Source organism: Pseudomonas sp. PGPPP1, from assembly GCF_002255865.1.
Lineage (GTDB): Bacteria > Pseudomonadota > Gammaproteobacteria > Pseudomonadales > Pseudomonadaceae > Aquipseudomonas > Aquipseudomonas cremoris.
The window spans coordinates 120,917-146,123 of record NZ_NKIG01000016.1 but is presented as its reverse complement, the minus strand read 5'-3'; the positions used below and the strand labels follow the sequence as shown (position 1 = coordinate 146,123).

Here is a 25,207-nt window from a genome sequence, read left to right as displayed (position 1 = left end):
GATGCCGAGTAGAATCACGCCCTGAAAGCGATTCCTGAGGTGCGGTACGGTGGATTTACAGCAGGGTTTTGTCCTGACCCGGCATTGGCGCGACACCCCGTCGGGCACGGAGGTCAGCTTCTGGCTGGCGACCGACCACGGCCCCCGGTTTATCCGCCTCCCCATGCAGACCTCCGTGGTGTTTATTCCCGAGGCCCACCGCAAGCCATTGGACTGGTTGCTTAAGGGCGAGCGCGATATCGAACTGCGCCCGTTGCAGCTCTGCGATTTTCATCACCGCCCCGTCCTGGGCCTCTATACCCGTCAGCACCGCCAGTTGATGGACGTGGAAAAACGCCTGCGCGCCGCCGGTGTGGATGTCTACGAAGGCGATGTGCGCCCGCCGGAGCGCTACATGATGGAGCGCTTTATCACCGCCCCCGTGTGGTTCGGCGGCACCCCGGACGCCGACGGCACGCTGGTGGAGGCGCAGATGAAACCCGCGCCCGAATACCGCCCGCCGCTGAAACTGATGTCCCTCGACATCGAGACCACTGCCCAGGGCGACCTGTATTCCATCGCCCTCGAAGGCTGCGGCGAACGCCAGGTGTACATGCTCGGCCCACCGAACAAAACCTGCGCCGTCGACTTCAAGCTCGAGTACTGCGACACCCGCACCCAACTGCTCGAACGTCTCAACCAGTGGGTTGCCACCTTTGATCCCGACGCGATCATCGGCTGGAACGTCGTGCAGTTTGACCTGCGTGTACTCCACGAACATGCCCAGCGCCTCAACGTGCCACTGATGCTGGGTCGTGGCGGCGAAGCCATGACCTGGCGCGAACACGGCAGCCGTAATCACTACTTCGCCGCCGCGGCAGGGCGTCTGATCATCGACGGCATCGAAGCCCTGCGTTCGGCCACCTGGAGCTTCGAATCCTTCAGCCTGGAAAACGTCGCGCAAACCCTGCTGGGCGAAGGCAAGGACATCTCCACACCGTACCAGCGCATGGACGAAATCAACCGCATGTTCGCCGAGGACAAGCCCGCCCTGGCGCGCTACAACCTCAAGGACTGCGAGCTGGTCACGCGAATTTTCGCCAAGACCGAACTGCTCAAGTTCCTGCTGGAACGGGCCAGCGTCACCGGGCTGCCGGCGGATCGCAACGGCGGTTCCGTTGCGGCATTTACCCATTTGTATATGCCGCTGATGCACCGCCAGGGCTTCGTCGCGCCGAACCTGGGAGACAAACCGCCCCAGGCCAGCCCCGGCGGTTTTGTCATGGACTCGCGCCCCGGCCTCTACGAGTCGGTGCTGGTGCTGGATTACAAAAGCCTCTACCCGTCGATCATTCGCAGCTTCCTCATCGACCCGGTGGGCCTGATCGAAGGCCTCAAGCACCCCGATGACAGCGAGTCGGTGGAAGGCTTTCGTGGCGCGCGTTTTTCCCGCACCCGGCATTGCTTGCCGTCGATTGTCGCGCGGGTTTCCGAAGGCCGCGAAGAGGCCAAGCGCGAGCACAACGCGCCGCTCTCCCAAGCCCTTAAAATCATCATGAACGCCTTCTACGGTGTGCTCGGCTCCAGCGGTTGCCGCTTCTTCGATACGCGGCTGGCGTCATCGATCACGATGCGTGGCCACCAGATCATGCGCCAGACCCGCGCGCTGGTTGAGGCCAAGGGCTATGAGGTGATCTACGGCGACACCGATTCCACCTTCGTCTGGCTTGGCAGCGCCCATTCGCAAGAGGACGCCAGCCGTATCGGCCAGGCGTTGGTGCAGCACGTCAACGACTGGTGGCGCGAGCATCTGCACTCCGAATTCGGCCTGCAAAGTGCGCTGGAACTGCAATACGAAACCCACTTCAGCCGCTTCCTGATGCCGACCATTCGCGGCGCAGAGGAGGGCAGCAAAAAACGCTACGCCGGCTTGGTGACGCGCAGCGATGGCACAGAAGACATGGTCTACAAAGGCCTGGAAACCGTGCGCAGCGACTGGTCGCCCCTGGCCCGCCGATTCCAGCAGGAGCTGTACCAGCGCATCTTCCATCGCCAACCGCACCAGGACTATATCCGCGACTACGTGCGCCGCACGGTGAGTGGCGAGTTTGACGAATTGCTGATCTACCGCAAGCGCCTGCGCCGCCGTTTGGACGACTACGAGCGCAACGTACCGCCCCACGTGCGCGCCGCACGCCTGGCCGACGACTACAACGACCGCCTGGGCCGCCCGCGCCAGTATCAGCGCGGTGGCTGGATCAGCTACGTGATCAGCGTCAATGGCCCGGAACCGCTGGAAGTGCGCCAAGCACCCATCGACTACGACCACTACGTCACCCGCCAATTGCAACCGGTGGCGGACGCGATCCTGCCGTTCGTGGATGACGATTTCAGCACCCTGGTGGACGGCCAGATGGGGCTGTTTTAAAACGCTTGATTCGTCTGGGTAGGAGCCTGCACTCTCTGTGCCTGACGACCACCCCACGGCGCAGCCCCCCATGACTGAGATCACCCTGACCGGCACCACGGTTCAACTGCTACCCCTGCAACGTGAACACAGGGCCGCCTTGCTCGACGCCGCGGCCGATGGCGAACTGTGGAACCTCAAGGTCACCAACGTACCGGGCCCGGATACTGTCGATAGCTACATCGACACCGCCTTGGCCGGGCGGGATGCGGGCACGGTCATCCCGTTCACGCTCGTGCGCCGCGACACCGGCCAGGTGGTTGGCAGCACGCGGTTCTGGAAAGTCGACCGGGTTAATCGCAAGTTGGAGATCGGCCACACCTGGCTGGCGCAATCCACGCAAAAAAGCGCGATAAACACCGAAGCCAAGCTGCTGTTGCTGACCTACGCTTTCGAAGTGCTCGACTGCGTGCGCGTGCAATTCACCACTGACGAACTCAATGAAAAATCCCGCGCCGCGATCCTGCGTCTCGGCGCCGTGCAAGAAGGCATCGTGCGTCACGAGCGCATCATGCCCGACGGTCGCAAGCGCAACTCGGTGCGCTTTAGCATCATCGATTCGGAATGGCCGCAGGTGAAGGCCGGCCTACAGGCCAAACTGCAACGCTAGGAGGAAGGGCCCATGTACACGCTCTACGGCATCGACGAATCTGGCTCCTGCATGATCGAAATCGCCCTGCAGCGTTGCGCGGTGCCGTGGCGACGGGTAGATGCCGCCTCATGGGCCGAGGGCGAGGGCAGCGATGAATTGGCGCGCATCAACCCCCTCAAACAAGTGCCCACCCTGCTGACCCCCGATGGCCAGGTGCTGACCGAAAGCGCGGCGATCCTCATCCACCTCGGCCTGGAATTTCCCGCCTCGGACCTGCTGGCCGGCAACCGCGCACAGATCATTCGCGGCATGGTGTACATCGCGGCCAATTGCTACTCGGCCATCGGCATCATCGACTACCCGCAACGTTGGCTGGGCAACGTCAATGAGACGGCGCAGGCGCAATTGGTCACCGGCACCCGACGCTATCTGCACCAGGCCTGGGTGGTGTTTGCCGACCAGTTCGCCGAGCAGCTGTTTGCACCCGATGGCGCGCCGAATGCTCTGGGCCTGATGGCGGCGGCGGTGTCGCGTTGGGATGAGGCGCGCGAGGCGTTGAGCGGGCTGGCACCGGGTTTTGCACAAACGCTGGTGCAGGTGGATATCGATCCCGTCGTAGCCCCCGTGTTTGCACGGCATTGGCCGGACTGGAAGGTCTCATGATGTTTCTGCAATCAGTGGAAACAATGACTCCAGACCCCGACCAACCCCTTGCGTAGCGGGCGTCCTGACCTACGCTTTCTTAAACCGCTGTAGGAATCATCCTTGAATTTGACTGTCGCAGACATGAAACTCAAGAACCCTGCATGGAATTCAAAGGAGGTGCGCATGCTCATCCGGTCGCTGACCCTGGCAACCTTGATGGCTTTTACGGGGCCGTTGCTGGCCGCGGATGATATCAACCCACTCAAGCAGGACCTGGGCAAAGCCCGTCCGCTGGTAGTGGTGGAACTCGACTCCGGCAACCCCACGTTGGCCACCCTGAAGAAGCAACTGGAAGACCCTGCCACCAAGCAGTCCTTCGAAGAGCGCAACATGGTGTTCTATACCGTGTCGTTCGGCAGCATCGGTGCCGAAGGCGAGAAGTTCGCCAAGGACCCCAAAGACGCCAAGAAGCTCACCCCGCCAGAAACCAACGCACTGATCCGCGCCCTCAAGCTTGGCGCTGGCAGCGGCACCAAGGTGATCCTGGTGGGTAAGGATGGCGAGAAGAAAGTCGAGAAGACCGTACCGCCGGATACCCTCGACTTGAAGGAGTTCTTCAGCGCCATTGACGCCATGCCAATGGCCGAGAAAGAAACCGCCGCGCCTGCCGAGCCTGAACCTGCAGCGGCCGCCCCGGCCAAGGGCGGCAAGCCTGCCAAACCGGTCAAGGCCGGTAAGCAGCCTGCGCAGCAACTCGACGACTGAAATACATAAACGGGCTTGCTGTGGCGAGCCTGGCACACATCCAAATGTGGGAGCCCGCTCCCACATTGGGTTCAGCGGCGTGCTTCAGATTGTTTGCGCACCGGAAACGGAAAGTAGAAAAACCGCAAGAACGCCACCCGCTTGATCACTTCCCCGATCAACAACGGCACCACCACCGCCACGACCAGCCCAACGCACGCCGCCACAAACGGATGCAGCCCCACGCGCTCCATCAGATCAAAGGTCTTGTGCTGGATTTCGCCATGGAAGATCAACAGGATCAAGGTGGACTGGCCCACGTAGGTCATTGCTCGCGTCAGCAGCCCCGACACCATGACCACCCGTGCCAACGCCCAGCACAGGTACACGCCAATCACTGCCAGCAGGCTGGTCCACACCCAGTGATCGTAGCGTCGTTGCGCCAGGTCCATGGTGTCGCCTCGCCAGAGGAACACGGCTGCAAACAGCGCCGCTGCAACCAGCAAGGTCAGCAGCGAACCTTCATGCCGGCGCAACCAGTCCCGCAGCAGGTAGCCCATGATGAAACAGGCGCTGCTGATCAGGGTGATATCGATGCTGAACGGCAGGCCCGGCAGCACCCAAGTCTGCCCGCCGAAGGTCACGGGCAACTGCCAGAACAGCGGCAGTATCCAGGTGCCGATCATCAGCATCAGCGCCATCAGCGCGCAATTTACCGCCAGCGGCAGGCGTTGGATCAGCCGCAGTACCGCCCAACTGAACAGGATCACCACCCAAAAATGCGGCAGGAACCACAGCGCCTGCCACGGAATGGTGTCCACCGAGGCGTACAGCACGCCGCCGATGTCCGGCAGCAGCGGTTGGCCGCGCAGCACGTCGCGCACGATCACGTAGACCAGCATGGTGAAGAAGAATGGCTTGAGCAGGCCGTCGGCCTTGCGAATCGCCATCTCGCCGAAGGGTTGCTCCGGCTTGAACAGCACGCCGGACAGAAAGAAGAACAACGGCAACACGAACGAGGCCAGGATCGGGTACATCAGCTCCCGTGACGTGGCCACGAACCAGCTGTGGGCATACACGATCACCAGGATGCCGATGCCTTTTGCGATGTCCATTTGAATCCAGCGATTTTTCACCTGCGTGCTCCCGATCGAACGTTCATGCCTTGCGCCATGGCTTGAGCCACAGCCCCATCCCCAGCAACACCACGGCGCCGGCCAGGGTGCTCAGCCCCAGTTGCAGCCACACGCCTTCAATGCGAAACAGCGCCACTGCCGCCAAGCCCATCAGCACGGCGCTGAGCAGCCATTGCCGCGCCCAGGGCAGGGTGTCGAGCAGGGCCTGGCGTTGCATCAGCAGCAGTGCGGTGCAGATCACCCCGGCCAGCGCGGCCAAGGGGATGCCGGCGAGGCCGAACACAAAGGGCAGGGCGCCCAGCAGCAACACGTTGACCAGGCTACCCAAAAGTTCGCAGCGCAACGGCTGGCGCGTGTCGCCGGCGGCGTAGGCATAGCGCGCGAGCAGGGCGTTCCAGGCGCCGAACACCAGCGGCACGGCAAACCAGGCCAGCAGCAGCGGCAGCGGCGAGTCCGCCGATTGCTTGGGCAGCAGCAACGCCACCAGGCTTGGCGCCGCCGCCACCAGGCCGACCCCGGCGGGCAGGGTCAGCACGCTGGCGGTTTCCAGACCACGTTTGAGCAGCGCCAGGCGCTCGTCGCCCTGTCGGCGGCTCATCATGCCCAGCAGAACTTGGTTGAGGCTCATCAGGGCAATCAGCGGCAGGTTCATCAGCTTGCGCGCCAGGTTGACCCAGGTCACCGCGCCTTCGCCCAGCAGCGACGCCACCAACCGTTCGATCAACGCCAACCCTTGGCTGGCGCCGTTGCTCAACAACAACGGGCCGATGCGCTGGCCCAGTTCACGCAAGGGGACAAATGAAAGCTGCCAACGCCACGGCCGCCAGCCCTGGCGCCATACGGCCGGCAACATCGCGAGCGGCATCAACAGGCTGCCGGCCAGACAGGCCAGGGCCAGCGCGTGAGGTTGGGTCGCAGTGCCGGCCAAGGCGAGGTAGGTCACCGGCGGCAGGTTGAACAGCAGCGAACCCAGCCCCGCCAGCACAAAGCGTTCACTGGCCTGCAACGGAATGCTGAACAACGCATGCAGCATCAAGCCCGGCACGCACCACGCGACGATCTGCAGGTTGCTCGCCGCCAGCGCTGTGGCGGAAGCGGCCAACCCCGGGCCTAGCAACTGCACCAGCCAGGGCGCTAATAGCGTCAGCAACAGGCTGGTGACCAAGGCGATCACCATCAGCGCGGGAAACAACACCGCCAGCCAGTCCAACCGCTCGCCATCCTTGCGCGCCAGGTACAACGGTAATGCGGCAGCGCTCAGCACGCCGCCAGCGAGAGACATGCGTAGCGCCTCGGGCAAGAACAGCGCGATCAGGAACGCATCACTGCGCTCCCCTGCGCCCCAGGCCGCCACCAGCAGCCATTCGCGCGCAAAGCCCAGGCACAGGCCCAGCAGGGTCGCCAGGGTCAGCCAGACGGCGGAGCCGAGCATCAGTGGCGCACGCCATCAGGCAGCGGCTCGGCCACATCCACGCGCTTGACCTGGCGCAGCCGCGCCGGGAACAAGCGCCGCGCCTCCAGCACATTGATCCCCACCATCAACCAGAACAACGCCACCATCACCACCGCAAAGCTGAAGTAGTGGTCGAACAGGCCACTGACCAGCGCCGACAGAATCCCCGCTGTGGTACCCAGCCACAGCGCGTTGTCCTGGGTCAGGCGGATCGGGCCTTTCTCCGGACGCGCCTCACGCCACCAGCGCACCGTCACCGCGACGAAGAACAGCATGCCGACGATGCCGATCTTGTAGATGTAGTTCAGCCACAGGTTGGAAATCCCCAACAGATGGGTGCCCGGCACCGGTGGGTCGACCTTGAAGCCAATGCCCAGCGGATACGCCGCCACCGCTTGGGGGAACATGCGGTACTCGTCGAAGCGCACCTCGGTACTGGCGTTGTCCGACGAGAAAATCGTCGCCAGACGCTCCTGCAACGGTGGGTACGCCATCACCAGCGCCACTGTCAGCGCCGCGCCGATCATCAGCAGGCGGCCGGTGTAGGGCACGCGCCGCGAGGCCATCCACAACAACACCAACGCCAGGCTGACCATGGCGCCACGGCTACTGGCCAACAGCAATGCCGCCGCCCCCAGGCACGCCACGCCCAAACCCAGCGCGCGTTTCCAGCCTTGTTCGGTCATGCCGTAGCAGAACGCCAAGGGCAACAGCAGCGCCATGATCCCTCCGATGGCATTGGGGTGGGTCCAGGGTGAGCCCATACGCGGGGACATCGCCTCCAGGCCGAATTTCAAGGTCTCGAAGTTGGCGTAGTTGAACAACCCCAGGATCGGCGCGATGCCCGCGCCGGAGCGGGTGTACACAAACACTGCAATCGACAGCACCAGCATTGCCAGGGTGCCGAGCAGCAGGGCAATCACCAGGGATTCGCGGTGCTTGCGGTCCACCAACAACTGGGCGGCGAGGAACACCCCCGACAGGTTCAGCAACCAGCGCAGCCAGTTGGCCACGCCGCTGCTGTCGGCGTGTGTGATCACCTGGCCGACGATGAAGGGGAACACGCTGAACAGCATCAACCACAACAGCATCTGGTCGGTGGGGCGCCGGGCGAACGGCGTCCCATCGGGCATACGCGACAAAAACCGATGCCACACCACGGCGCCCCAGGTCAGGGCCAGGATCGCCTCGCTCACCGTGGTACGAATACCCAGGTTGACCGTTGAGTACGGCATGAACGTCGCCATTACCGCAAACAGCAACAGGCCCCAGAACGGAAAGCGCAGAATAGTCACCGCCCCTGCCAGGCCGATCACGGCAAGGAACGCCTTGGCCGGTGACAGCAACAGGGCCAGCGCCCCAAACAGCAGGCCGAACAGAATCGCGACGAGGCTTGCCAGGTTCACTCTCACGTCAGCTCCTCAATCAATTCGGCCAGGCGTTGGCGGTAGGCGTGCTGGTTGAAGCGCTCTGCCCACAACCTGTGTTGCTCGGGTGATTCTGCATCCGGGCGTGCGGCCAGGCTGAGCATCAACTGCACCAGCGCGGCGCCATCGGTGGGCGAGAAGCGTGGCGCTGACGGCGGAGTGATTTCGTCCAGTGAGGTACCGCTGGCCACCGCCACCGGTGTACCGACGCTAAGGGCTTCGATCACCGGCAAGCCAAAACCTTCGGCATAGGATGGTTGCCACAGGCGCGACGCCTGGCGATACAACGCGTGCAGTTCGGCATCCGACACGCCACTCAACGCGCGAATCCCAGGCAACGTGCGCTGGGCTTCGGGCAAATGCTCCAGGCTACCCACCAGCACCAACTCCGGTATTTCGGGGGATTGGCTGCGCGCTTGCTGCCAGGCGTCCACCAGGAAGGGCACGTTCTTGCGCAACTCGCGGGTGCCCACCAGTAACCAATAACGCTCAGGTAACTGGCGTGCGCTGATATCCGCGGGCCGCTCGAAAAAACCGTCGACCTGGTTGGGCAGCACACGAATCTTGCCTGCTGCCTTGGGAAACAACCGCGCGGTTTCGTCGGCGCTGTACTGCGACGGCGTCCATACGCGGTCGGCGCTGTGCACGGCCCAGGCAATCGACAGGCGATCACTGGTCTTGTAGATCAGCGCCTTCACGCGGTTGGCGTGGTAATTGTTCAAGGTGATCTGGAACAGGTCATGCAGCAGCACCACGGTGCGCAAACCCTTTGGCTTGGGCGCCAGCGGCAGGCCCATATTGAAGGTGCTGATGTACAGGTCGATGTGCTGCTCGCGCAACGCGCGTGGCAAAAAACCGGCCTCGAAGCGCAGGCGATGGTGTGGCTGGTGCATCGCGGTCTTGGCGCAACCCCACGCCGGGCAATGGGCCTGAAAGCGGGTTTCGTCGCCCAGGGGCGCCACGGTGAAGCGTTCAAGCTCGACGTTGGGTAAGGCCCGCAAGCCCGCTTCCAGCGCGTACACCTGGCGGCTGATCCCCGATTGCGGTGAGGTGCCGACGGTGCGGTAGTCCAGGCCTATACGCATGCGGGCTCCTTTTGATTCAACGGTGCCAGGGTCGCATACACCTGTTCCAATTGGCTGGCGGCGACGCTCCAGTCATGGGCGCGGCGCACATAGGCACGGCCGGCTTCGCCCATCGGCGCGGCAGCCTCGGGAAATTGCAGCAGGCGTACCACTGAGTCCGCCAGGCTGGCGGCAGTCTGGCCGCCCAAGTAGTCCAAGCCTTCCACCAAATCCAAACCTGAGACACCTTGCTCGGTACTCGCCAGCGGCAGGCCGGCGGCCAGGGCTTCGAGCACTTTCAACTTGGAACCACCGCCATGGCGCAACGGTGCGAGGAACACCGAGCTGCTCGATTGCAGATCTAGCAGGTTCGGCACAAAACCTTGCCACTCGATACGCGGGTCTTTCCAGCGCTCACGCCAACTGCCCGGCATGCCGAAGCCGCATACGCTCATGCGCGCGTCCGGGCAGCGCGCCCAGACCTTGGGCAGAATCTCGTCCAGTGCCCACTCGATGGCGTCCACATTGGGTGCGTATTCGTAGTTGCCGAGGAACAGCACACGGCGTGTCGAAGGGTCGGGCTGGGCCGCAGCGAAGTGATCGCAGTCCACGCCATTGACCACCACCGATACCGGTTTGCCGGCAATGGTTGCCAGCACTTGCGCATCGCTGTCGGTCACTGCCACCACGTGTGCGGCTTGGCGCATTACCCGGCGTTCCCAGCGCGAGTAGCGCCACTGATCGTAGCGAATGAACGGCAGCGCCCAGCCTGGCAAACGGTCGTAGGTCGCGGCGCCGAGTGCCGATTCGACGTTGTGTTCGGTCAGCACGAATGGCTGGGATTGGCGCGCCAGCACGTCCTCGTAGGGTTGGAAGGTGTAGCTGTGCTCGATCTGCACCACGTCCCAATGCTCGTCCAGCAACTGGTTGAACGTGTCCTGCAACGCTCCCGACAGCCCATTCACACTCGCCAGCAATGGGTAGGGCGCAAACAACCCGGCCAGCAGGGTTTTATAGCTGCGCAAAGGGCGACGCGGCAGGATGATCACTTGCTCCAGAAACGCCTCCAGCACCTGGCGGTCGGTGGGCGACACCGGGTGTTTGTCATGCAGCAGCAAGGTGATGCGATGCCCGCGCGCGGCCAGGCTGCGCAGCAGGTGGAACTGGCGCGTCTTGCCGCCGCTGGTGGCGGGCCAGGGCGAGTAGGGCAGGATCCATAAAATGCGCATGGCAGGCTCTACTCCCATACCAGAATTTGCAGGTTCGGTTTTACCGCGATGGTCAGCCCATCGCTGCCACTGACAGGGATTTGCGTGCTGCGCAACGGGTCGTACAAGGTGGCACTGGCCAGCCCGGGCAAGTGCGCGTTGCCGCCCTCTGCCGACCAGAAGAACCAGAGCTTTTTGCCGTCGGCGCGGGTCCAGCCGATGCTGAACAGGCCGTCAGGCAATTGGTCGGCCTGCGGAGGGTCGCCGGGGGTGAGTTGCGGGCCACTGACATCAAGAAAGTTTTTCAGCGCGGTGTACGCGGGCTTGGGGTTGGCGTCGATGTCGAGCAAGCCATAAAATTGGTCGCGCACGCTGGCGCGCTGGTCCAGGTCGCTCAGGGTGAACAGGAAGATCCGGTCGAAATCCATCGCACTCATCAGCGCCAGGCGCCGCACGATGTAATCGGCCTGGCCCTGTTGGGTGATGATGTCCTGCGCGTCCTTGGGGCCTGGGTAAGTGGACCAGCCCCACTCGGTGCTCCACAAGGTTTGCACGCCGCCGTTGCGCAGGGCCTGGTTGAGGGTGGTGGTCTTGGCGATAAAGTCCAGGTTAGCCGGGTCATTTCCCTCGGGTAGTTGGGTGTAGGGGTGGTAGGAAATCACCGTGTTCAGGCTGGCGACGCCCAGGGCGCCAAGGGCGTCGAACATGGTCTGGCCGTTGGGCATTTCGCTGAAGAACGCCATGCCGGCGGCGACCACCGGTTTAGTGGGATTCACCCCGCGCAAGGCGCCCGCCGTGGCGGTCAACAGTGCGGCGAAACCAGCGGGGTCGGCCACTGGGCGCCAGAAGCCCAGCAGGTTTGGCTCGTTCCACACCTGCCACGCATCGACGCTGGGATAGCGCTGGGACAGCAGCGCCATGCGGGTGGCGAATACGCTCGGGTCCTTGGGCGGATACTGGTCCTGATAAGGCGCACCCGGCGGCGCGGAGGTGGCGAAGGGCGCCGAACCCACCAGGTAAAACACCGACTTGAGCTGGTTGCTCTGCAGGTTGCCCACCAGTTGGTCCAGGGTGGCGACCTGGTACTGGTTCTCCACGGGCTCCAGTTGATCCCAGTGCAAATCGAGGCGCACCCACTCCAGCCCAAGGGCCTTGAGGCGATCGATCTGCATCTGGTAACGCTGGGGGCTGAACCACAGGAACTGCGCGTTCACCCCCAGGAAATCCTTCCAAACCACCACCTTGCTGCCCTTGAGCACATGGTTCTCGGCGTCGGCCGGGCGCCCCCACAGGAACGCGGTAACGCCCAGTACGGCAACCACCGCAAGGGTCGCGAGAAAGGTGGGTTTACGCGCCATAAGGGGCTCCTGCAATGGCCTGTTCGAAGAGTTGCTTGAACTTCAGCGCGGTCAACGGCCACAGGCGTTCGCGGCCGATTTCACCGGCGCGCTCGGCCCAGTCCCGGGCCAGCAGCGGCGTGCGCGCCAGGCGCACAATCTGTTCGCTCAAGGCGGCCACATCACCTTCGGGGTAAATGGCGCCGTTGCCGCTGGCGACTTCTTCGGCAAATGCGCGCGCATCGGAGGTGATCGCGCCACGTCCGCAGGCGGCAGCCCAAGACAGCGCACCACTGGTGCCGCGCTGGCGTCCCAACAGGCCGAGTTTTTTCGATTCGCGGTACGGCAGCACCATCACATGGTGGGCCTGGATCGTTTGTGCGATTTCATCCGCCGGCAGGTTCAGCCGCCAGTCGATGGAATCGGTCAGGCCCAGTGCGGCGATTTGGCTGTTGAGCTGCTCCAGGTAGTTACTCCCCGCGCCAAAGGCCATTTCCGCAGCGGTACCGCCGGCCAGGGTCAGCCGCACGTGGTCGCGCAGTTCGGGGGCTTGTTCGAATGCATCGGCCAAGGCCTGCACCAGATCCTCGATGCCTTTGCCTCGGTAGATAAACCCGAAGTACAGCAGGCGCAGGGTGTCGAGGGTCGGCAACGGTGCCGGTGCAATCGCCAGGTTGGCGTGGTTGATCACCGCCACTTTGCCAGGCGGCAACTGCATGCGTTGGCTCAGGCAATCGGCACCCAGGCGGGTGAGGGTGACCAAGCGGGTCAGGCCTTTGGCGACGTAACGTTCTTCGCGAAGGGTCAGTGGGTCGGCCAGCACGACCGCTGCCTGCGGCAACGGGCTGGGCAGACGCTCCAGCAGGTTCAGTGGAAAGGGCAGGTGTTCACGGCGCCACACGATGCGCTCGGGATCATGCACGGTGGCTGTCAGCGGCAACTGCGGGTAGGCCTTGCGCAGCTCACGCAGGGCCAGGAATTCCCCCAGCCGCCCGCCGCCAAGTTCGGCATGCACCAGGTCCACGGTGTGCCAGTCAAACCCACCGATCGCCTGCTTGATCGCCTCGCTGTTACCCGCTACTGCGGCCAACGGTGTCACCACCGTTACGCCGAGCTGCTCCAGCGCCGCACGGAAATGGTTCGCGTAGTCGGCGATGCCGTTTTTTTCCGGTGGCAGCGGGGCGAGCAGGGCGATACGCATCAGAACGCTCCCCGGTACTTGTTGATGGTTTCCAGCACTTTGCTCGGCACTTCCAGCTTGCGTCGATTGATGATGATGCCGTCCACCTTGCCGAACGCAGTGTTGAGGATCGACAGCGCATGTTCCACCACCGGCACGGTGCTCTTGTGCGCTTCCACCACCAGGGCGATCAGGTCGGCACGACGCAAGGTGACAAATGCCTCACGGTTGGCCAGCAAGGCCGACGCGTCCAGCAGCACCACTTCGCCGGGCTCGGCCGGGGCCAGGCCACCGACCCGCACATTCACGCCGTTCTCCAGCAGCAGTTGGCGCAACTGCTCCACCACAAAGGTCACGCCTTCGCCGTGGCGTGCCGAGGTCAGCCCGAGGGTCAGGCCCTGTTCGGCGATGCGGTCGGGCTTGAGCAGGCTGTACAGCCGGTAAATGCTTGCGTTGAACGCGTTGGTACTCTGTGCGGTGGTGGTGTCCAGCTCCGGCAGGGTGGTCCACAAGCGCAGGCCGAACTTGCGCTCCACCAGGCCGCCGTCGTGGATGCGCTGATCCATCAGGTAGCACAGGTAGATCACCAGCAGGCCGACGACGATGGCAAACGGGATCGCCAACAGCAGCATCACCAGGGTTTTCGGGAAGATGCGGCCTGGGTTCAGGGTGGCTTCTTCGATCACCGCGATGTTGCTGATCTGGCTGTTATCCAGCTCGCGGTCGATACGCGATTTTTCCAGGTTGTCCACATACAGCGCGTAGTTGCGCTCGGCGGCGCCCAGCTCGCGGGAAAGGCGCGTCAACTCCGGCTCGATCTCGAGGGCTTGCTTGCGTTGGGTTTCCAGGTTCACCAGTTGTTTTTGCTGCTGTACCAACTGGGTACGCAGTGCCTGGTTGTTGCTGGTTTCATCCAGCAGCACTCGCTGCAAGTGGATCTCCAGGGTGTTCGGCGCACGGTTTTCCGAGGCCTGCACGGTGTTGCTTTCGCTGGCGACCTGGGCCTGCATTGCGCGGATCGACGCATCCAGGGCTTTGACCGGCGGCGCGTTGTCCGTGTAGGTGCGCATCATGTCGGCCTTTTCCAAAAACTTCTGGTTAAGCAGGCGACGCAAGTCCTGTTGCTGCGGGTTCAGTGCGATCTGGCGCACCGTGGTCACTTCCTTGGGCTGGGTCTTGAGCTGCTCGCGGGTGCTGGCGATGGCACTGTCGGAAGAGGCGATCAACCGCGTGGTGTTGAACGTCTCGCCACGCAGCACGTTGATGCGTTCGGACAAATCTTCCAGGCGGTCGGTGATGCTCGCCGCGCCGATTTCGTTGAGGTGCGTAAGGATCTGTTCCTTGTAGCCCTTGATCTCGGTGGCGCTGGTACTCACCTGGCCTTCATAGAAGGCATACAAGCTCTTGCGCCCCAGGGCCTGGGTGCGTTCATTGATATAGGTTTCGACCCAATCCTTGACCACGGCCTGGGCAATCTCCGGGTCGCCCCAGGTGAAGCTGATGTCCATTACCGTGGAGCCGGCGGCGTGGCTCACTTCAAAGCTCTTCTCCAGGCTGGCGGCCAGGCGTTCGACCGGCGTGGTTTTTTCCACGATGCCGATGGATTCAAGTACCACGCGAACGCCGCCGAACACCGCGCCAATACCTTCCTTGACGTAGTGCTTGGTGCGCTTCCAGAACCCTTCTGGCGGTGGCGCATTCTCGATGACTTCCAGGTAGTGCTCAGCCACCGTGCGCACAATCGGGCGCCCGGTCAGCAGGCGTTCCTCATCGACAATCGGGTCACGCTGGGTGCTGGGCATCACCAGCGCCTGGCGGTTGCTGATCTCGATGGGCAAGGTCGAATCACGGCCCGGCTTCACCAGCAGGCGCGCAGTGGATTCGTACTTGGCCGGCAGCAAAAAAGCCCCCAGCAGAATGATCACCAGCGCCGCGATCGCCGCCAGTTTGAACTCACGCCGGAAGATGAAGAACAAGCGCAGAAGATCACGAAAAGAACGGATCTCGATCATGGGATGTCGCTCCTTTAGTTATTGCCGCCGCTGGTTCGGGTGTAGTTGTAGCCAACCCCAATGGACTTGGTGAACGGGATCAGTTGGTTCAAGTAGGTGTCCACGCCCTGGATGCGTTCGCCGACGTTGGACTTGGGCACGAACACCACGTCACCGCGTTGCAGCGGCACTTGTTTGCGCCCGTTGGGACCGGTCTTGAGGTACTGGCTGAAATCCAGGAAGTAGGCGTGGTAGGCGCCTTGGGCGTCTTCGCGCAACAGCGCAACCATGCTGGCGTCGCCGGACGGGTTGACCCCGCCTGCACCGACAATCGCCTGCTCCAGCGTGTTGGCCGTAGGGATCTGCACCGCCGTCGGGTTGTTCACTGCGCCACCGACGATCACCGAGTTGCTCGGCGCCTGGTTGATGTTCACTGTCACCCGTGGTTCGCGGTACACCGGCGCCAGGCTTTTGGTCAGCTCGGCGGCCACCTCGGCGGGCGTGCGTCGCGCCACCTGGATGGGCCCCAGGAACGGGTAGTTGATCTTGCCGTCGTTCTGCACCGTGTACAGCGTCAGCTCGTAGATGGTGCTGACGTTGAACGCCGACAGCGTCGGCATCTCGCCGGCATCGCGCACGATACGCAACTGGTCGCCGATGCGGATGCGCTCCACCACCGGCGGCAGTTGGGCCAACTGGTCGAGGGCGCGCTTGCCGTCTTCGATGGTCTGGCTGTCCGGCGGCACGATGCGCGCCGGTGTATTGCAGGCGGCCAGGGCCAGCATGACCAGGACGAGCACGGTTCGTTTCATCAAGGGGGACTTCCTGTAGGTCATGCGACTCACCTCCAATAACCGGGAAACATGCTGATGCGTCGCTTGATCGCGAGGGGCAGGCGCCGCTCCAGATGGCCCAGCCGGTAGCCGAGCAATTTGAACGCGCTGCGCACCAGTACCTCGGGGACGCGGTGCAAGGCACCGGCCTTGCGCAAGGCGGCGAGTTCGGCCAGCACATAGCGCTTGCCTTCGCCGCCTGCGTCGCCAAAGGCTTGCTTGATCCACGGTTCGCGACCGTAGAACACGCCAATGTCGAAGTAGCGGTGAAACTCATCCATGAGTTTGTAATCGTGAGAGTGGTGCACCAGCGCCGTGGCGGCGTAGCGCACCTTGTAGCCTTCGAGCAGCATGCGTGCGGCCACGAATGCGTCTTCGCTGCCGATCACGTCTTTGGGAAAACCGCCCACCGCCTCAAGCGCACTGCGCCGGTACACGGAAAACGAGTCCGAGCTGAAACAGGTCTTGATCCCCAATTCCGGCGCGTCAGCCAGGCTTTTGCTGCGGCTGTGCTCCGGGTAGTTGAAGTGCCGTGACTGCGCGCCCAGTACACCCGCGTCGGGGTGGGGCAATTGGCGGCCGTAAGCCACGCCGTTGAGTGGGTCCTGCTGCAGTTCATCCAGCAGATTGGCGAAGGTTTCGGGAGTGGCGGGGATGGCGTCCTGGGTCATCACGATCAACGCATCGCCGCCCACCTGTTCACTGGCCCAGCGCCGGGTGCCACCGTGGTTGAAGTCACGCGCATCAATCACCTCGACCCGTGCCCCAAACTCGCGAAAGCGCGCCACGGTGTCATCGCTGGAGGCGCTGTCCACCACCAGCATCTCGTCAGGTTGCAGGGTTTGCATTTTCAGCGCCGGCAGCAGGCGGGCCAGGTGGCTGGAGGCGTTACGGGTCGGGATGATCAGTGAGGTACGCATGTCATTTTTTCACGTCGGCGGGCGCACGGCCGTAGATGTCATCGAAGCGCACAATGTCGTCTTCGCCCAAGTATTCGCCGCTCTGCACTTCGATCATCACCAGGTCGATGATGCCGGGGTTGGTCAGCCGGTGTTTGTGCCCGGCGGGAATGTAGGTGGACTCGTTGGCGTTGATCAGGAATTCGCGCTCGCCATTGGTGATCTGCGCCGCACCGCTGACCACCACCCAGTGTTCGCTGCGGTGGTGGTGCATCTGCAACGACAACGATGCCTGGGGCTTGACCACGATGCGCTTGATCTTGAAGCGGCTGCTTTCCTCCAGCACCGTATAGGTGCCCCACGGCCGGGTGACGGTGCGGTGCAGGCTGTACGCCGGATGGTTCTGGCGCTTGAGCTCGGCAACGATGTAGCGCACATCCTGGCTGCGGTTGGCGTCGGCGATCAGCAGCGCATCGGGAGTGTCGACAATGATCAGGTCACGCACGCCGACGGCGCCGAGGACGCGCTTGGGTGAGTCGATGTAGCAGTTGTGCACGTCGTGCAAGATCGCTTCGCCGTTGACCTGGTTGCCATGGGCGTCGCTGGGGGTGAGCTGGCGCAGGGCTTCCCATGAACCGATATCGCTCCAGCCGATGTCGCAGGGCACCACGGCGACTTTTTTGGACTGCTCCATCAGTGCCACGTCGATGGAAATATCCGGCGCACTGCCGAAGGCGTCCGCGTCCAGTTCACGCTGGCGCGAGGTTTTGTTTTGCAGGCTTTGGCTGTGTTGCAGCGCGGCGGTGGCTGCGGTGAGTACATCCGGCGCGTGGGCGGCGAGTTCGTCCACCAGGGTGCTGGCCTTGAAGCAGAACATGCCGGCGTTCCACAGGTGCTTGCCGCCGTCGAGGTAGCCCTGGGCGGTGGCCAGGTCGGGCTTTTCGACGAAACGCTTGACGCGATAACCGGTGTCCAGGGCCTCGCCTTGTTCGATGTAGCCAAAGCCGGTTTCCGGGTGGTCGGGCTGGATGCCAAACGTCACCAGGTAACCGGCTTCGGCCAGGTCGCGGGCCTGGGTGACAGCCTCGGCGAATGCCACTTCGTTAAGGATCAAATGGTCGGCCGGCATCACCAGCAACTGCGCCTGATCACCAAAATGCTCCTGCACATGCAGCGCCGCCACGGCAATCGCGGCTGCCGTGTTGCGCCCGAACGGCTCCAGCAGCAGGTCCAGGGGCAGGTGGGCCTTGTTCACCCCCCGGTAGTCATCCAGGGTGCGGAACAACAGGTCGCGGTTGGTCACCGTGAGCACGCTTTCCACGCCGGGCAGTTTGGCGGCGCGCTGGAAGGTCTTCTGCAGCAGGCTCTGGCCGTCACGCATGCGCATGAACGGCTTGGGCATATTCTGCCGGGACACCGGCCACAGCCGCGTGCCCGAGCCACCGGAAATGATGCAGGGTATCAATCCGTTGAGGGTATTCATCAATAGACCTCCTTGGTGGACAGGACGGCCGGAACCGTCATGAAGACGATGTACAAGTCAAACCACACCGACCACTTGGAGATGTACTCCAGGTCGTACTCGACACGTTTCTGGATCTTGTAGAGGGTGTCGGTCTCGCCCCGGTACCCGTTGATTTGCGCCCAGCCGGTGATGCCTGGTTTTACCCGGTGCCGCGAGCTGTATTCGCTCACCGCCACCTCGAAAGGAATGCCTGCGGCCTTGGTTGCCGTAGCGTGGGGACGTGGCCCGACCATCGACATATTGCCCAGCAGCACGTTGAACAGCTGCGGCAGTTCGTCGATGCTGGTCTTGCGGATGATGCGGCCTACACGCGTGATGCGTGGGTCTTGGCGAGTGGTTTGGCGTTCGGCGGTGAAGTCGCTCTGGTCGGTGAACATCGAGCGGAACTTGAACACGCGGATTTCGTTGTCGTTGTAGCCATAGCGGTTCTGGCGAAACAGCACCGGGCCCTTGGAGTCGAGCTTGATCGCAATGGCCGTTGCCAGCATCACCGGCGACAACGCCACCAACGCCAGGCTGGCCAGCAACAAATCCTCCAGGCGCTTGATCACCGGCGACCATCCGCGCAGTGGCAGTTGCGAGGTGTTGAACATCAGGATGCCGCCCACATCGGTGATCTTGCTGTGGCCGTAGCGCAGGGCCGCCATGTCGGGCACCAGCATCACATTCACCGACATCTGCCGCAGACGATTGACCAACCCGTGAATACGCTGCTCGGCGGCCCAGGGCAGGCAGATCATCACTTGGTTGACCTGTTCGGCGCGGATCAGTTTTTCCAGGTCACGGGAGTTGCCGAGCAAGGGCAGGTTGCTCAGCTCCTTGGGGATGCGTTCGGTGCGGTCGTCGATAAAACCGATCAGGCCGGAGCGAATGTCACCGTTGCGCTGCAGGTGATCGGCAACATGCACGGCAGTGTCGGTAAAGCCCAGGATGACCGTGCGTTGCAGGTATTTGCCCTTGCGCATCAGGTTGCGATAGAGGCGCAGCATCACCAGGCGCTCCACGCAAAACAGCGCCAGGCTGACGACGTACCACACCGCCAGGTTACGTGGGGTCAGTTGGGGGAACATCTGCAGGATCTGGTACATGAACAGCAGGATGCAAAACGCCGCCGACCAGGCCTTGACCTTGGTTTTCAGGCGCAGGCGATTGCTGAACAGTTCTTCCGAGTAAATGCCCAGCGCCTGGAACAGAATGATGGTCAGGACCGCGAAAAACAGCAGCAGCCCAAGGAAGTGAGGGCGCAGCGCGGGCTCCATCGGGTCGATGAAAAACACCAGGACCAACGGGGGCAGAATGGCACTCAGGCCATGAATGAATTTGACGAAGACAACAAAAAACTCAACAAAACCGGCACGCGTTAAAAACAAGCTATCGACGGACGACTTCTCTCGCATAAAACATCCCTCATTGCACTCCAGACTCACTGCTCGGTTGTTTCCTCTATAAGGCGGTAGGCTGCTTTATAAGGGGGAAAGTCGAACTACGGCTGCTCTGGGTAATACGCAATTACCTATCTAACCCAAGGGAATTTGCGGGGGTAGTGAATAAAGGAGTGTCCCCTTAATGTGCTTTGTCAACGAATTGACGATGGTGCGGAGGTGGCATGCTAGACAGGTTAATCAGTCTTTTTTGCGGCATTTTATTGACATTCCTTGTCCGGACACTCGGTTACGGGGTGTGTTTTGGAGTGTAGGAACAAATGTGAGATTTTTCCTGCATAAAGGAAAAACCTTTTTCCACAAGAGGTAGGAAAGGGGGGCGACAAGAAGGTGGCAAGGCGCACTTAGTGCCCTGCCACCGGGGCTTTCGTAGAATCAGAAGTTGCCTTTCAAACTAACCGTGAAATTGCGCGGCTCACCGTAGAAGTTGCCCCAGGATGCTGTTCCGACGGTGTTGTAATAGCTTTTATCGAACAAATTGTTGCCATTGAGCGCTACGGTCCAGGTGTCATCCAGGCGATAGGCCAGGCGAGCGCTCCACACCGCGTAGCCGGGCTGTTCCAGCTTGATGGTCTGCATGCGGTAGTTACTGCTTTGAGCATTGACGCCGGTGCCTACGCTCCATTTCGACAGGGCGCCGTCGAGCTGGTAGTCACCCCATAGCCGCAGCATGTGCCGAGGCACGTAGGTGTTGGAGGAGCCGCCTTCGATCTTGCTGTCGATGGTCTTCAGGGCTTTTGTCTGGGTATAGGTGTAGCCGCCGAACACCTGCAGGCGTTCGAGCAGTTCGCCGCTGACTTCGGCCTCCACGCCTTGGGCCCGCACCTTGCCGGTGTCGGTGTAGCAAAAGCCATCGGCGGAGGTGGAACAGAGGCGGGTGAAGTCGGTTTCGGCACCGTTTTTCTCGAGGGCGCGGAACAGTGCCAGGGAGCTGTTCAGGCGCCCGTCGAACCAATCGCCCTTGATGCCCAACTCGTAGTTGTCACCGACTTTCGGCTTGAGCGGCGCACCGTCGGCGGTGGCGTAGGCGCTTTGCGGCTGGAAGATATCCGCGTAGCTGGCGTACACCGACAGGTGCTCGTTGAGGTCGTAGATCAGTGCGGCGAACGGTGTGAGTTCACCGGTTTCCTTCGAGCGCGCGTCCTGCAACGACCATTCGCCCCAGCCCAGGCTGTAGGACTGGCGACGGTTTTCGTACCAGCTCACGCGGCTGCCCACAATGAACATCAGCGGTTCGGCCAGGCGCAGGCGCAGCGTGGCGTAGGTGCCGTATTGAGTGGCGGTTTCCTTGATCGTGCTGCCGCGGTACATGTTCGGCCAGAAGGTGTTGTCGGCCGGCTCCGGCATATGGTGGTTGGGGGTGTAGATGCCCTGGCGCGTGGGCAGGTTCTGGATCGCATACACGTCGTCCTGGGTGCCACGGCTGCCGTTGGCGCCGAGGATCAATTCGTGCTGCAGGCCGAAGGCTTCGAACTTGCCGTCCAGGTAGGCGTCGAGGCCATAGTCGCGGTGGTCGTAGTCCATCAACGCGGCATAGGAGAGGGCCGTTGGCGCCGGGTCGCCGTAGTTGATGGTGCCTTCGCTGGCGGCGTACTTGGTGTCTTGCAGGTTGCGGCTGTGCACGGCGGCGACCTTGAGTTTCCAGTCCTCGTTGAGTTGCTGGGTGAGGTCGACAAAAAACGTGGTGCGTCGGCTTTGCCAGTCGTTCCACGCCTGGCCCAGGCACGTCGAGCGGCTGAGGTGGGCGCTTTTGCCGTCGGCGTAGCGCGGCAGGCCGCCCCAGCATGGGGTGGCGTCGACATCTTCGTAGCTGGCGCCAACGCCCAGGGTGGTGTCCGGGCTCAGGTCGAAGTCCAGGGCGCCATAGAACGCCTGGTCCTTGCGCTTGGCAATGTCCATGTACGAGCCGCGATCCTGCTGGCTGATCGCGGCACGACCGCGCACGGTGCCACTGTCGTTCAGAGGGCCGCCGGTGTCGAGGTCGGCGCGGTAGTTGTCCCAGGTGCCGGCCGACAACGACAGGCTGGTGGTGGGCTTGGCCTGGGGCCGCTTGCGCACAAAGTTCACCGCGCCGCTGGCGGTGCCGGCGCCCTTGAGCATGCCGGCCGCCCCCTTGAGCACTTCCACCCGGTCATAAATTGCCATGTTGGCGCTGAAACTGTCGGCTTGGGCGTAGTCCTTGCCCATGTCCAGCGGTACGCCGTCGTACTGGTACTGCCCGAGCATCTTGAAACCACGGGAATAGAAATACTTGCCGCCCATGGGCGACTCGTAGCTGGTGATGCCGGGCGTGCGTTCCATCACGTCATCGATGGTGGTGAGGTTCTGGTCGTCCATCAATTGACGGGTCATCACGCTGACCGACTGCGGGGTTTCCCGCAGGCTGTGTTCGCCTTTGCCGATGGTTACCGCGCCGGTGGTGTAGGACCCGGTGCCCTCGGTGGTGGCCCCCAAGCGGTCGCCGGTGATCGTGGTGGCGCCCAGGTTCAGTGCCCCGGTATCGGCTACTTGTGGCAGCAACAGCCAGGTGCTGTCGCCCTGGCGCTGGGCTTGCAGGCCCTGGCCGCGCAACAACTCGCCGAGGGCCTGCTGGCGGTCGAAGTTGCCGCTCAGGCCTGGGCTGGTTTTGCCGGCCACGCTGTTGGCGTCGTACGACAGGCTGACGCCGGCCTGGCGGGCGAACTGGTCCAGCGCGTTGGCCAAGGAGCCGGGTGCGATGGTCCAACTGCGGGCCTGGGTGTCACTGGCGGCTGTGTCGGCCATTACGGCCAATGGCACTGCGCCGCCGCTCAGGCAGGCGCCGAGCAGGGCGGCCTGCACCGCGCGCTTGAGGGGGGAACGTTGGGAGGGAAACGCTTGCATGACCGCGGGGTGCTCCTGAAGGAAGTGAACAGAACCGGCCTGTTGATCGGCCTTTCCTTACAGGTCGAGCGGCAATGAGAATTCACCTCATTTATTTTCGATTGATTAAACGCGCGGGCTGACGGTGACCCAATAGCGGCTGCGGTAAGTGACGTCGACGTTGAGTGATTGCGCCACGAGGTTAAGGACCTGGTCGGTATCGTCCAACTGATACGTGCCTGAGACTCGCAGGCCGGCCACCGCTTCGCTACAGCGCAGCAGGCCGTTGCGGTAGCGGCCCAGTTCGGCCAGGAAATCGTCCAGGCGCATGTTGTGGGCACTGATCACGCCGTCGCTCCAGGCCCAGGGGTCAAGGCCGTTGGCGAGGGCCGGGCGAATGCTGCCGCGCTCGAACAGTACCGACTCACCGGGCCTGATCACTTGGCGGGCATTGGCGTCGTGACGGTCGGCAAACAACGCGGCGGTGCCTTGCTGCACCGCCAGCAGCGTGCCTTGGGCTTCTTCGCGTACCAGAAGGCGCGTGCCGAGGGTGCGCAGGTAGCCGTCGCGGGTTTGCACCCAGAAGGGACGGCTGTCGGCGCCGGTATTTACCAGTATCTCGCCATGAAGCAGGCGCACCAGGCGCCGCTCGCTGCTGAATGCGGTGTCGATGGCGCTGGCGCTGTTGAGCTGGATCTTGCTGCCGTCGTTTAATGCCACCCAGCGTCGTTCGCCGGTAACGGTGCGGTAGTCGGCCATCAGGGCGGGCAGGGGCGTGTAGTCGCGGCCCAGCCAGGCCAGCCCTGCGGCACCCGCAAACACCCCCAGCAGCTTCAAACTCTCCCGACGACTGATGCGTTGCCGCGCGCCGTTGAGGGTGTGGCGCCCGACCTGCGCCGGCAAGTGATTGAAATCGTCATTCATCGTCGCCACCCGCTGCCACACCTGCTGGTGTTCGGCGCTGGCCTGCAACCAGCGTTCAAACGCGGCGGTGCTGGCGTCGTCGGCCACATTGAAGCGCAGCTTGATCATCCACTGGATGGCCTGGTCCACCAGGCGCTGGTCAACGTTCGGCATAACGCAACCGATAGCAGGCGTGCAGGGCTTTGGACAGGTCGCGCTCCACGGTGGCCTTGGACACACCCAGGCGCAGGGCGATTTGCGCGCAGGTCAGGCCATCCAGTTGCGCCAGCAAGAAGGCTTCGCGAACGCGAGGCTTGAGCTGGTCGAGCAAGCGGTCGATGCGCTCCAGGCTGTCGAGGATCAGCAGTCGGGTTTCTTCCGACGGCACTTCAACCTGTGGGAAGTGGGCCAGGCTTTCGAGGTAGGCGCGCTCAAGCTCGCGGCGCCGGTATTGGTCGATCATCAAACTGCGGGCGATGCTACTCAGATAGGCGCGGGGTTGAAGCAATGCCTGCTGCTTGCGCGCATTGAGCAGGCGCACAAAGGTTTCCTGGGCCAGGTCGGCGGCATGTTCGCGACAACCGGTGCGCCGGCTCAACCAGCCCCGCAGCCAGGAGTGGTGGGCATGGTAAAGCTGGCCGATAGCGGCATGGTCCAGTGGGTGGTCGCTCGACATGGGCATCCTGGCGCAACAGTCTTAATTGATAATGTTTCGCATTCTAGTCGCTGATCCTGGCAATGAGCAATTACCGTCGAGCAATGTATCCAGCACAATTTTTTGTACCCCAGGCAGGCGCTGTTTAATCTGCGGTTTTTAACCATGGAAGGCTTGAGCATGATCGACCTGGCGACCCTGGCGGTTTTTTCCGGCGCTGTTTTACTGTTGCTGTTATCGCCGGGGCCAAACATGGCCTTTGTGATCAGCCATGGCGTGACCCACGGCTGGCGCGGTGGCATGGCCTCAGCCTTGGGCATCAGCGTGGCCGACCTGCTGCTGACGGCATTGACCGCCACGGGGGTGACGGCGCTAGTCGCCAGCTGGCCGCCATCTTTTGACCTGATCCGGAACGCGGGGGTGGTCTATTTGCTGTGGCTGGTGTTCAAGACCCTGCAGAAAAAGCCGGGGATGGACACTGCCCACGTCAACCGCGTGCCCTTGGGCCGGGTGTTTCTGCAAGCCATGCTCAACAGCCTGCTCAACCCCAAGGCGTTGCTGTTTTTTGTGGTGTTTTTGCCGCAGTTCGTGCGGCCGGAGGCGGGGTCGATTGCCGTGCAGTTGATGGTACTCGGCGGTGTTTTAACCGTGATCGCCACCGTGTTTCATGGCGTGCTGGGGGGCTTTGGCGGTGCGTTGAGCCGGTTTTTTGCCCGCCGCTCGAAAAGCGCCTGGCTGCAGGAGTGGGGGCTGGCGACGGTGTTGATGGTGTTGGCGGTACGGCTGGCGGTGATGTCACGTCCCACCTGAATGACCGGCGCTGGCGGCTTTAGAGCCTACCGAGATTACGTGTCGGACGCAGCTCAAAGTGTGGGAGCTGGCTTGC

The 25,207-nt window shown here is 62.7% G+C and carries 20 protein-coding genes; 5 read left to right on the top strand and 15 right to left on the bottom strand.

What is annotated here, in order from left to right; translation table 11 throughout:
- Window positions 1–49: 49 nt before the first annotated feature.
- The 4 genes from CFE47_RS18590 to CFE47_RS18575 all read left to right on the top strand — a co-directional run bounded on the left by CFE47_RS18590 (window position 50) and on the right by CFE47_RS18575 (window position 4,448).
- Complete coding sequence (locus CFE47_RS18590; RefSeq protein WP_286839250.1) at window positions 50–2,407, top strand: DNA polymerase II; 2,358 nt, start codon at window positions 50–52, stop codon at window positions 2,405–2,407.
- 70 nt (window positions 2,408–2,477) lie between these two features.
- Window positions 2,478–3,056: a GNAT family N-acetyltransferase gene (locus CFE47_RS18585; RefSeq protein ID WP_286839249.1), complete on the top strand. Its 579-nt coding sequence runs from the start codon at window positions 2,478–2,480 to the stop codon at window positions 3,054–3,056.
- 12 nt (window positions 3,057–3,068) lie between these two features.
- Complete coding sequence (locus CFE47_RS18580) at window positions 3,069–3,701, top strand: glutathione S-transferase N-terminal domain-containing protein (RefSeq protein ID WP_286839247.1); 633 nt, start codon at window positions 3,069–3,071, stop codon at window positions 3,699–3,701.
- A gap of 165 nt (window positions 3,702–3,866) precedes the next feature.
- Complete coding sequence (locus tag CFE47_RS18575) at window positions 3,867–4,448, top strand: DUF4174 domain-containing protein (RefSeq protein ID WP_286839246.1); 582 nt, start codon at window positions 3,867–3,869, stop codon at window positions 4,446–4,448.
- A gap of 71 nt (window positions 4,449–4,519) precedes the next feature.
- Here the strand turns inward: CFE47_RS18575 and CFE47_RS18570 are convergent, their stop codons facing one another.
- The 15 genes from CFE47_RS18570 to CFE47_RS18500 form a co-directional block, all read right to left on the bottom strand.
- Window positions 4,520–5,542 carry an acyltransferase family protein gene (locus CFE47_RS18570; RefSeq protein WP_286839244.1) on the bottom strand — a complete coding sequence of 341 codons (1,023 nt, stop codon included), beginning with the start codon at window positions 5,540–5,542 and terminating at the stop codon, window positions 4,520–4,522.
- A gap of 43 nt (window positions 5,543–5,585) precedes the next feature.
- Window positions 5,586–6,995 (bottom strand): murein biosynthesis integral membrane protein MurJ, encoded by a 1,410-nt coding sequence (gene murJ / locus CFE47_RS18565; protein ID WP_286839242.1) that lies wholly within the window; start codon window positions 6,993–6,995, stop codon window positions 5,586–5,588.
- Window positions 6,995–8,422: an O-antigen ligase family protein gene (locus CFE47_RS18560; protein ID WP_286839275.1), complete on the bottom strand. Its 1,428-nt coding sequence runs from the start codon at window positions 8,420–8,422 to the stop codon at window positions 6,995–6,997. Before CFE47_RS18560 ends, murJ begins: the two co-directional genes overlap by 1 nt.
- Before the next feature lie 2 nt (window positions 8,423–8,424).
- Window positions 8,425–9,528 (bottom strand): glycosyltransferase family 4 protein, encoded by a 1,104-nt coding sequence (locus tag CFE47_RS18555; RefSeq protein WP_286839240.1) that lies wholly within the window; start codon window positions 9,526–9,528, stop codon window positions 8,425–8,427.
- Window positions 9,519–10,736 carry a glycosyltransferase family 4 protein gene (locus CFE47_RS18550; RefSeq protein ID WP_185710832.1) on the bottom strand — a complete coding sequence of 406 codons (1,218 nt, stop codon included), beginning with the start codon at window positions 10,734–10,736 and terminating at the stop codon, window positions 9,519–9,521. The genes CFE47_RS18555 and CFE47_RS18550 overlap by 10 nt, the downstream gene beginning before the upstream one ends.
- 8 nt (window positions 10,737–10,744) lie before the next feature.
- Window positions 10,745–12,073: a cellulase family glycosylhydrolase gene (locus CFE47_RS18545; RefSeq protein ID WP_286839237.1), complete on the bottom strand. Its 1,329-nt coding sequence runs from the start codon at window positions 12,071–12,073 to the stop codon at window positions 10,745–10,747.
- On the bottom strand, window positions 12,063–13,253 hold the full coding sequence (locus tag CFE47_RS18540; protein ID WP_286839235.1) for a glycosyltransferase: 1,191 nt from the start codon (window positions 13,251–13,253) through the stop codon (window positions 12,063–12,065). Before CFE47_RS18540 ends, CFE47_RS18545 begins: the two co-directional genes overlap by 11 nt.
- Window positions 13,253–15,244: a GumC family protein gene (locus tag CFE47_RS18535; protein ID WP_286839232.1), complete on the bottom strand. Its 1,992-nt coding sequence runs from the start codon at window positions 15,242–15,244 to the stop codon at window positions 13,253–13,255. Before CFE47_RS18535 ends, CFE47_RS18540 begins: the two co-directional genes overlap by 1 nt.
- 14 nt (window positions 15,245–15,258) lie before the next feature.
- A complete protein-coding gene (locus CFE47_RS18530; protein ID WP_286839229.1) occupies window positions 15,259–16,035 on the bottom strand; it encodes a polysaccharide biosynthesis/export family protein in 777 nt (258 codons plus the stop codon).
- 29 nt (window positions 16,036–16,064) lie between these two features.
- The gene (locus CFE47_RS18525; RefSeq protein ID WP_185710837.1) at window positions 16,065–16,976 is read right to left on the bottom strand and encodes a glycosyltransferase family 2 protein; all 912 of its coding nucleotides are present in this window, start codon (window positions 16,974–16,976) and stop codon (window positions 16,065–16,067) included.
- 1 nt (window position 16,977) lies between these two features.
- Window positions 16,978–18,438, bottom strand: a complete 1,461-nt coding sequence (locus CFE47_RS18520; RefSeq protein ID WP_286839226.1) for a mannose-1-phosphate guanylyltransferase/mannose-6-phosphate isomerase — start codon at window positions 18,436–18,438, stop codon at window positions 16,978–16,980.
- The gene (locus CFE47_RS18515) at window positions 18,438–19,877 is read right to left on the bottom strand and encodes an undecaprenyl-phosphate glucose phosphotransferase (protein WP_286839224.1); all 1,440 of its coding nucleotides are present in this window, start codon (window positions 19,875–19,877) and stop codon (window positions 18,438–18,440) included. Before CFE47_RS18515 ends, CFE47_RS18520 begins: the two co-directional genes overlap by 1 nt.
- 420 nt (window positions 19,878–20,297) lie before the next feature.
- A complete protein-coding gene (locus CFE47_RS18510) occupies window positions 20,298–22,784 on the bottom strand; it encodes a TonB-dependent siderophore receptor (protein WP_286839221.1) in 2,487 nt (828 codons plus the stop codon).
- Between the two features lie 105 nt (window positions 22,785–22,889).
- A complete protein-coding gene (locus CFE47_RS18505; protein ID WP_286839219.1) occupies window positions 22,890–23,840 on the bottom strand; it encodes a FecR domain-containing protein in 951 nt (316 codons plus the stop codon).
- Window positions 23,827–24,342: a sigma-70 family RNA polymerase sigma factor gene (locus CFE47_RS18500; protein WP_185710842.1), complete on the bottom strand. Its 516-nt coding sequence runs from the start codon at window positions 24,340–24,342 to the stop codon at window positions 23,827–23,829. The genes CFE47_RS18505 and CFE47_RS18500 overlap by 14 nt, the downstream gene beginning before the upstream one ends.
- 159 nt (window positions 24,343–24,501) lie before the next feature.
- Between CFE47_RS18500 and CFE47_RS18495 the strand changes: the two genes are divergently transcribed.
- Window positions 24,502–25,131, top strand: a complete 630-nt coding sequence (locus CFE47_RS18495; RefSeq protein WP_286839273.1) for a LysE family translocator — start codon at window positions 24,502–24,504, stop codon at window positions 25,129–25,131.
- The last annotated feature ends 76 nt before the right edge of the window (window positions 25,132–25,207 follow it).

Bases quoted from the DNA above. Each gene is read 5' to 3' on its own strand.
- CFE47_RS18505 (WP_286839219.1), bottom strand. From the start codon at position 23,840: ATGCCGAACGTTGACCAGCGCCTGGTGGACCAGGCCATCCAGTGGATG.
- CFE47_RS18525 (WP_185710837.1), bottom strand. From the start codon at position 16,976: ATGCGTACCTCACTGATCATCCCGACCCGTAACGCCTCCAGCCACCTG.
- CFE47_RS18575 (WP_286839246.1), top strand. From the start codon at position 3,867: ATGCTCATCCGGTCGCTGACCCTGGCAACCTTGATGGCTTTTACGGGG.
- CFE47_RS18535 (WP_286839232.1), bottom strand. From the start codon at position 15,244: ATGATCGAGATCCGTTCTTTTCGTGATCTTCTGCGCTTGTTCTTCATC.
- CFE47_RS18550 (WP_185710832.1), bottom strand. From the start codon at position 10,736: ATGCGCATTTTATGGATCCTGCCCTACTCGCCCTGGCCCGCCACCAGC.
- CFE47_RS18570 (WP_286839244.1), bottom strand. From the start codon at position 5,542: ATGGACATCGCAAAAGGCATCGGCATCCTGGTGATCGTGTATGCCCAC.
- CFE47_RS18580 (WP_286839247.1), top strand. From the start codon at position 3,069: ATGTACACGCTCTACGGCATCGACGAATCTGGCTCCTGCATGATCGAA.
- CFE47_RS18510 (WP_286839221.1), bottom strand. From the start codon at position 22,784: ATGCAAGCGTTTCCCTCCCAACGTTCCCCCCTCAAGCGCGCGGTGCAG.
- CFE47_RS18495 (WP_286839273.1), top strand. From the start codon at position 24,502: ATGATCGACCTGGCGACCCTGGCGGTTTTTTCCGGCGCTGTTTTACTG.
- CFE47_RS18540 (WP_286839235.1), bottom strand. From the start codon at position 13,253: ATGCGTATCGCCCTGCTCGCCCCGCTGCCACCGGAAAAAAACGGCATC.
- CFE47_RS18545 (WP_286839237.1), bottom strand. From the start codon at position 12,073: ATGGCGCGTAAACCCACCTTTCTCGCGACCCTTGCGGTGGTTGCCGTA.
- murJ (WP_286839242.1), bottom strand. From the start codon at position 6,995: ATGCTCGGCTCCGCCGTCTGGCTGACCCTGGCGACCCTGCTGGGCCTG.
- CFE47_RS18555 (WP_286839240.1), bottom strand. From the start codon at position 9,528: ATGCGTATAGGCCTGGACTACCGCACCGTCGGCACCTCACCGCAATCG.
- CFE47_RS18515 (WP_286839224.1), bottom strand. From the start codon at position 19,877: ATGCGAGAGAAGTCGTCCGTCGATAGCTTGTTTTTAACGCGTGCCGGT.
- CFE47_RS18520 (WP_286839226.1), bottom strand. From the start codon at position 18,438: ATGAATACCCTCAACGGATTGATACCCTGCATCATTTCCGGTGGCTCG.
- CFE47_RS18530 (WP_286839229.1), bottom strand. From the start codon at position 16,035: ATGAAACGAACCGTGCTCGTCCTGGTCATGCTGGCCCTGGCCGCCTGC.
- CFE47_RS18585 (WP_286839249.1), top strand. From the start codon at position 2,478: ATGACTGAGATCACCCTGACCGGCACCACGGTTCAACTGCTACCCCTG.
- CFE47_RS18500 (WP_185710842.1), bottom strand. From the start codon at position 24,342: ATGTCGAGCGACCACCCACTGGACCATGCCGCTATCGGCCAGCTTTAC.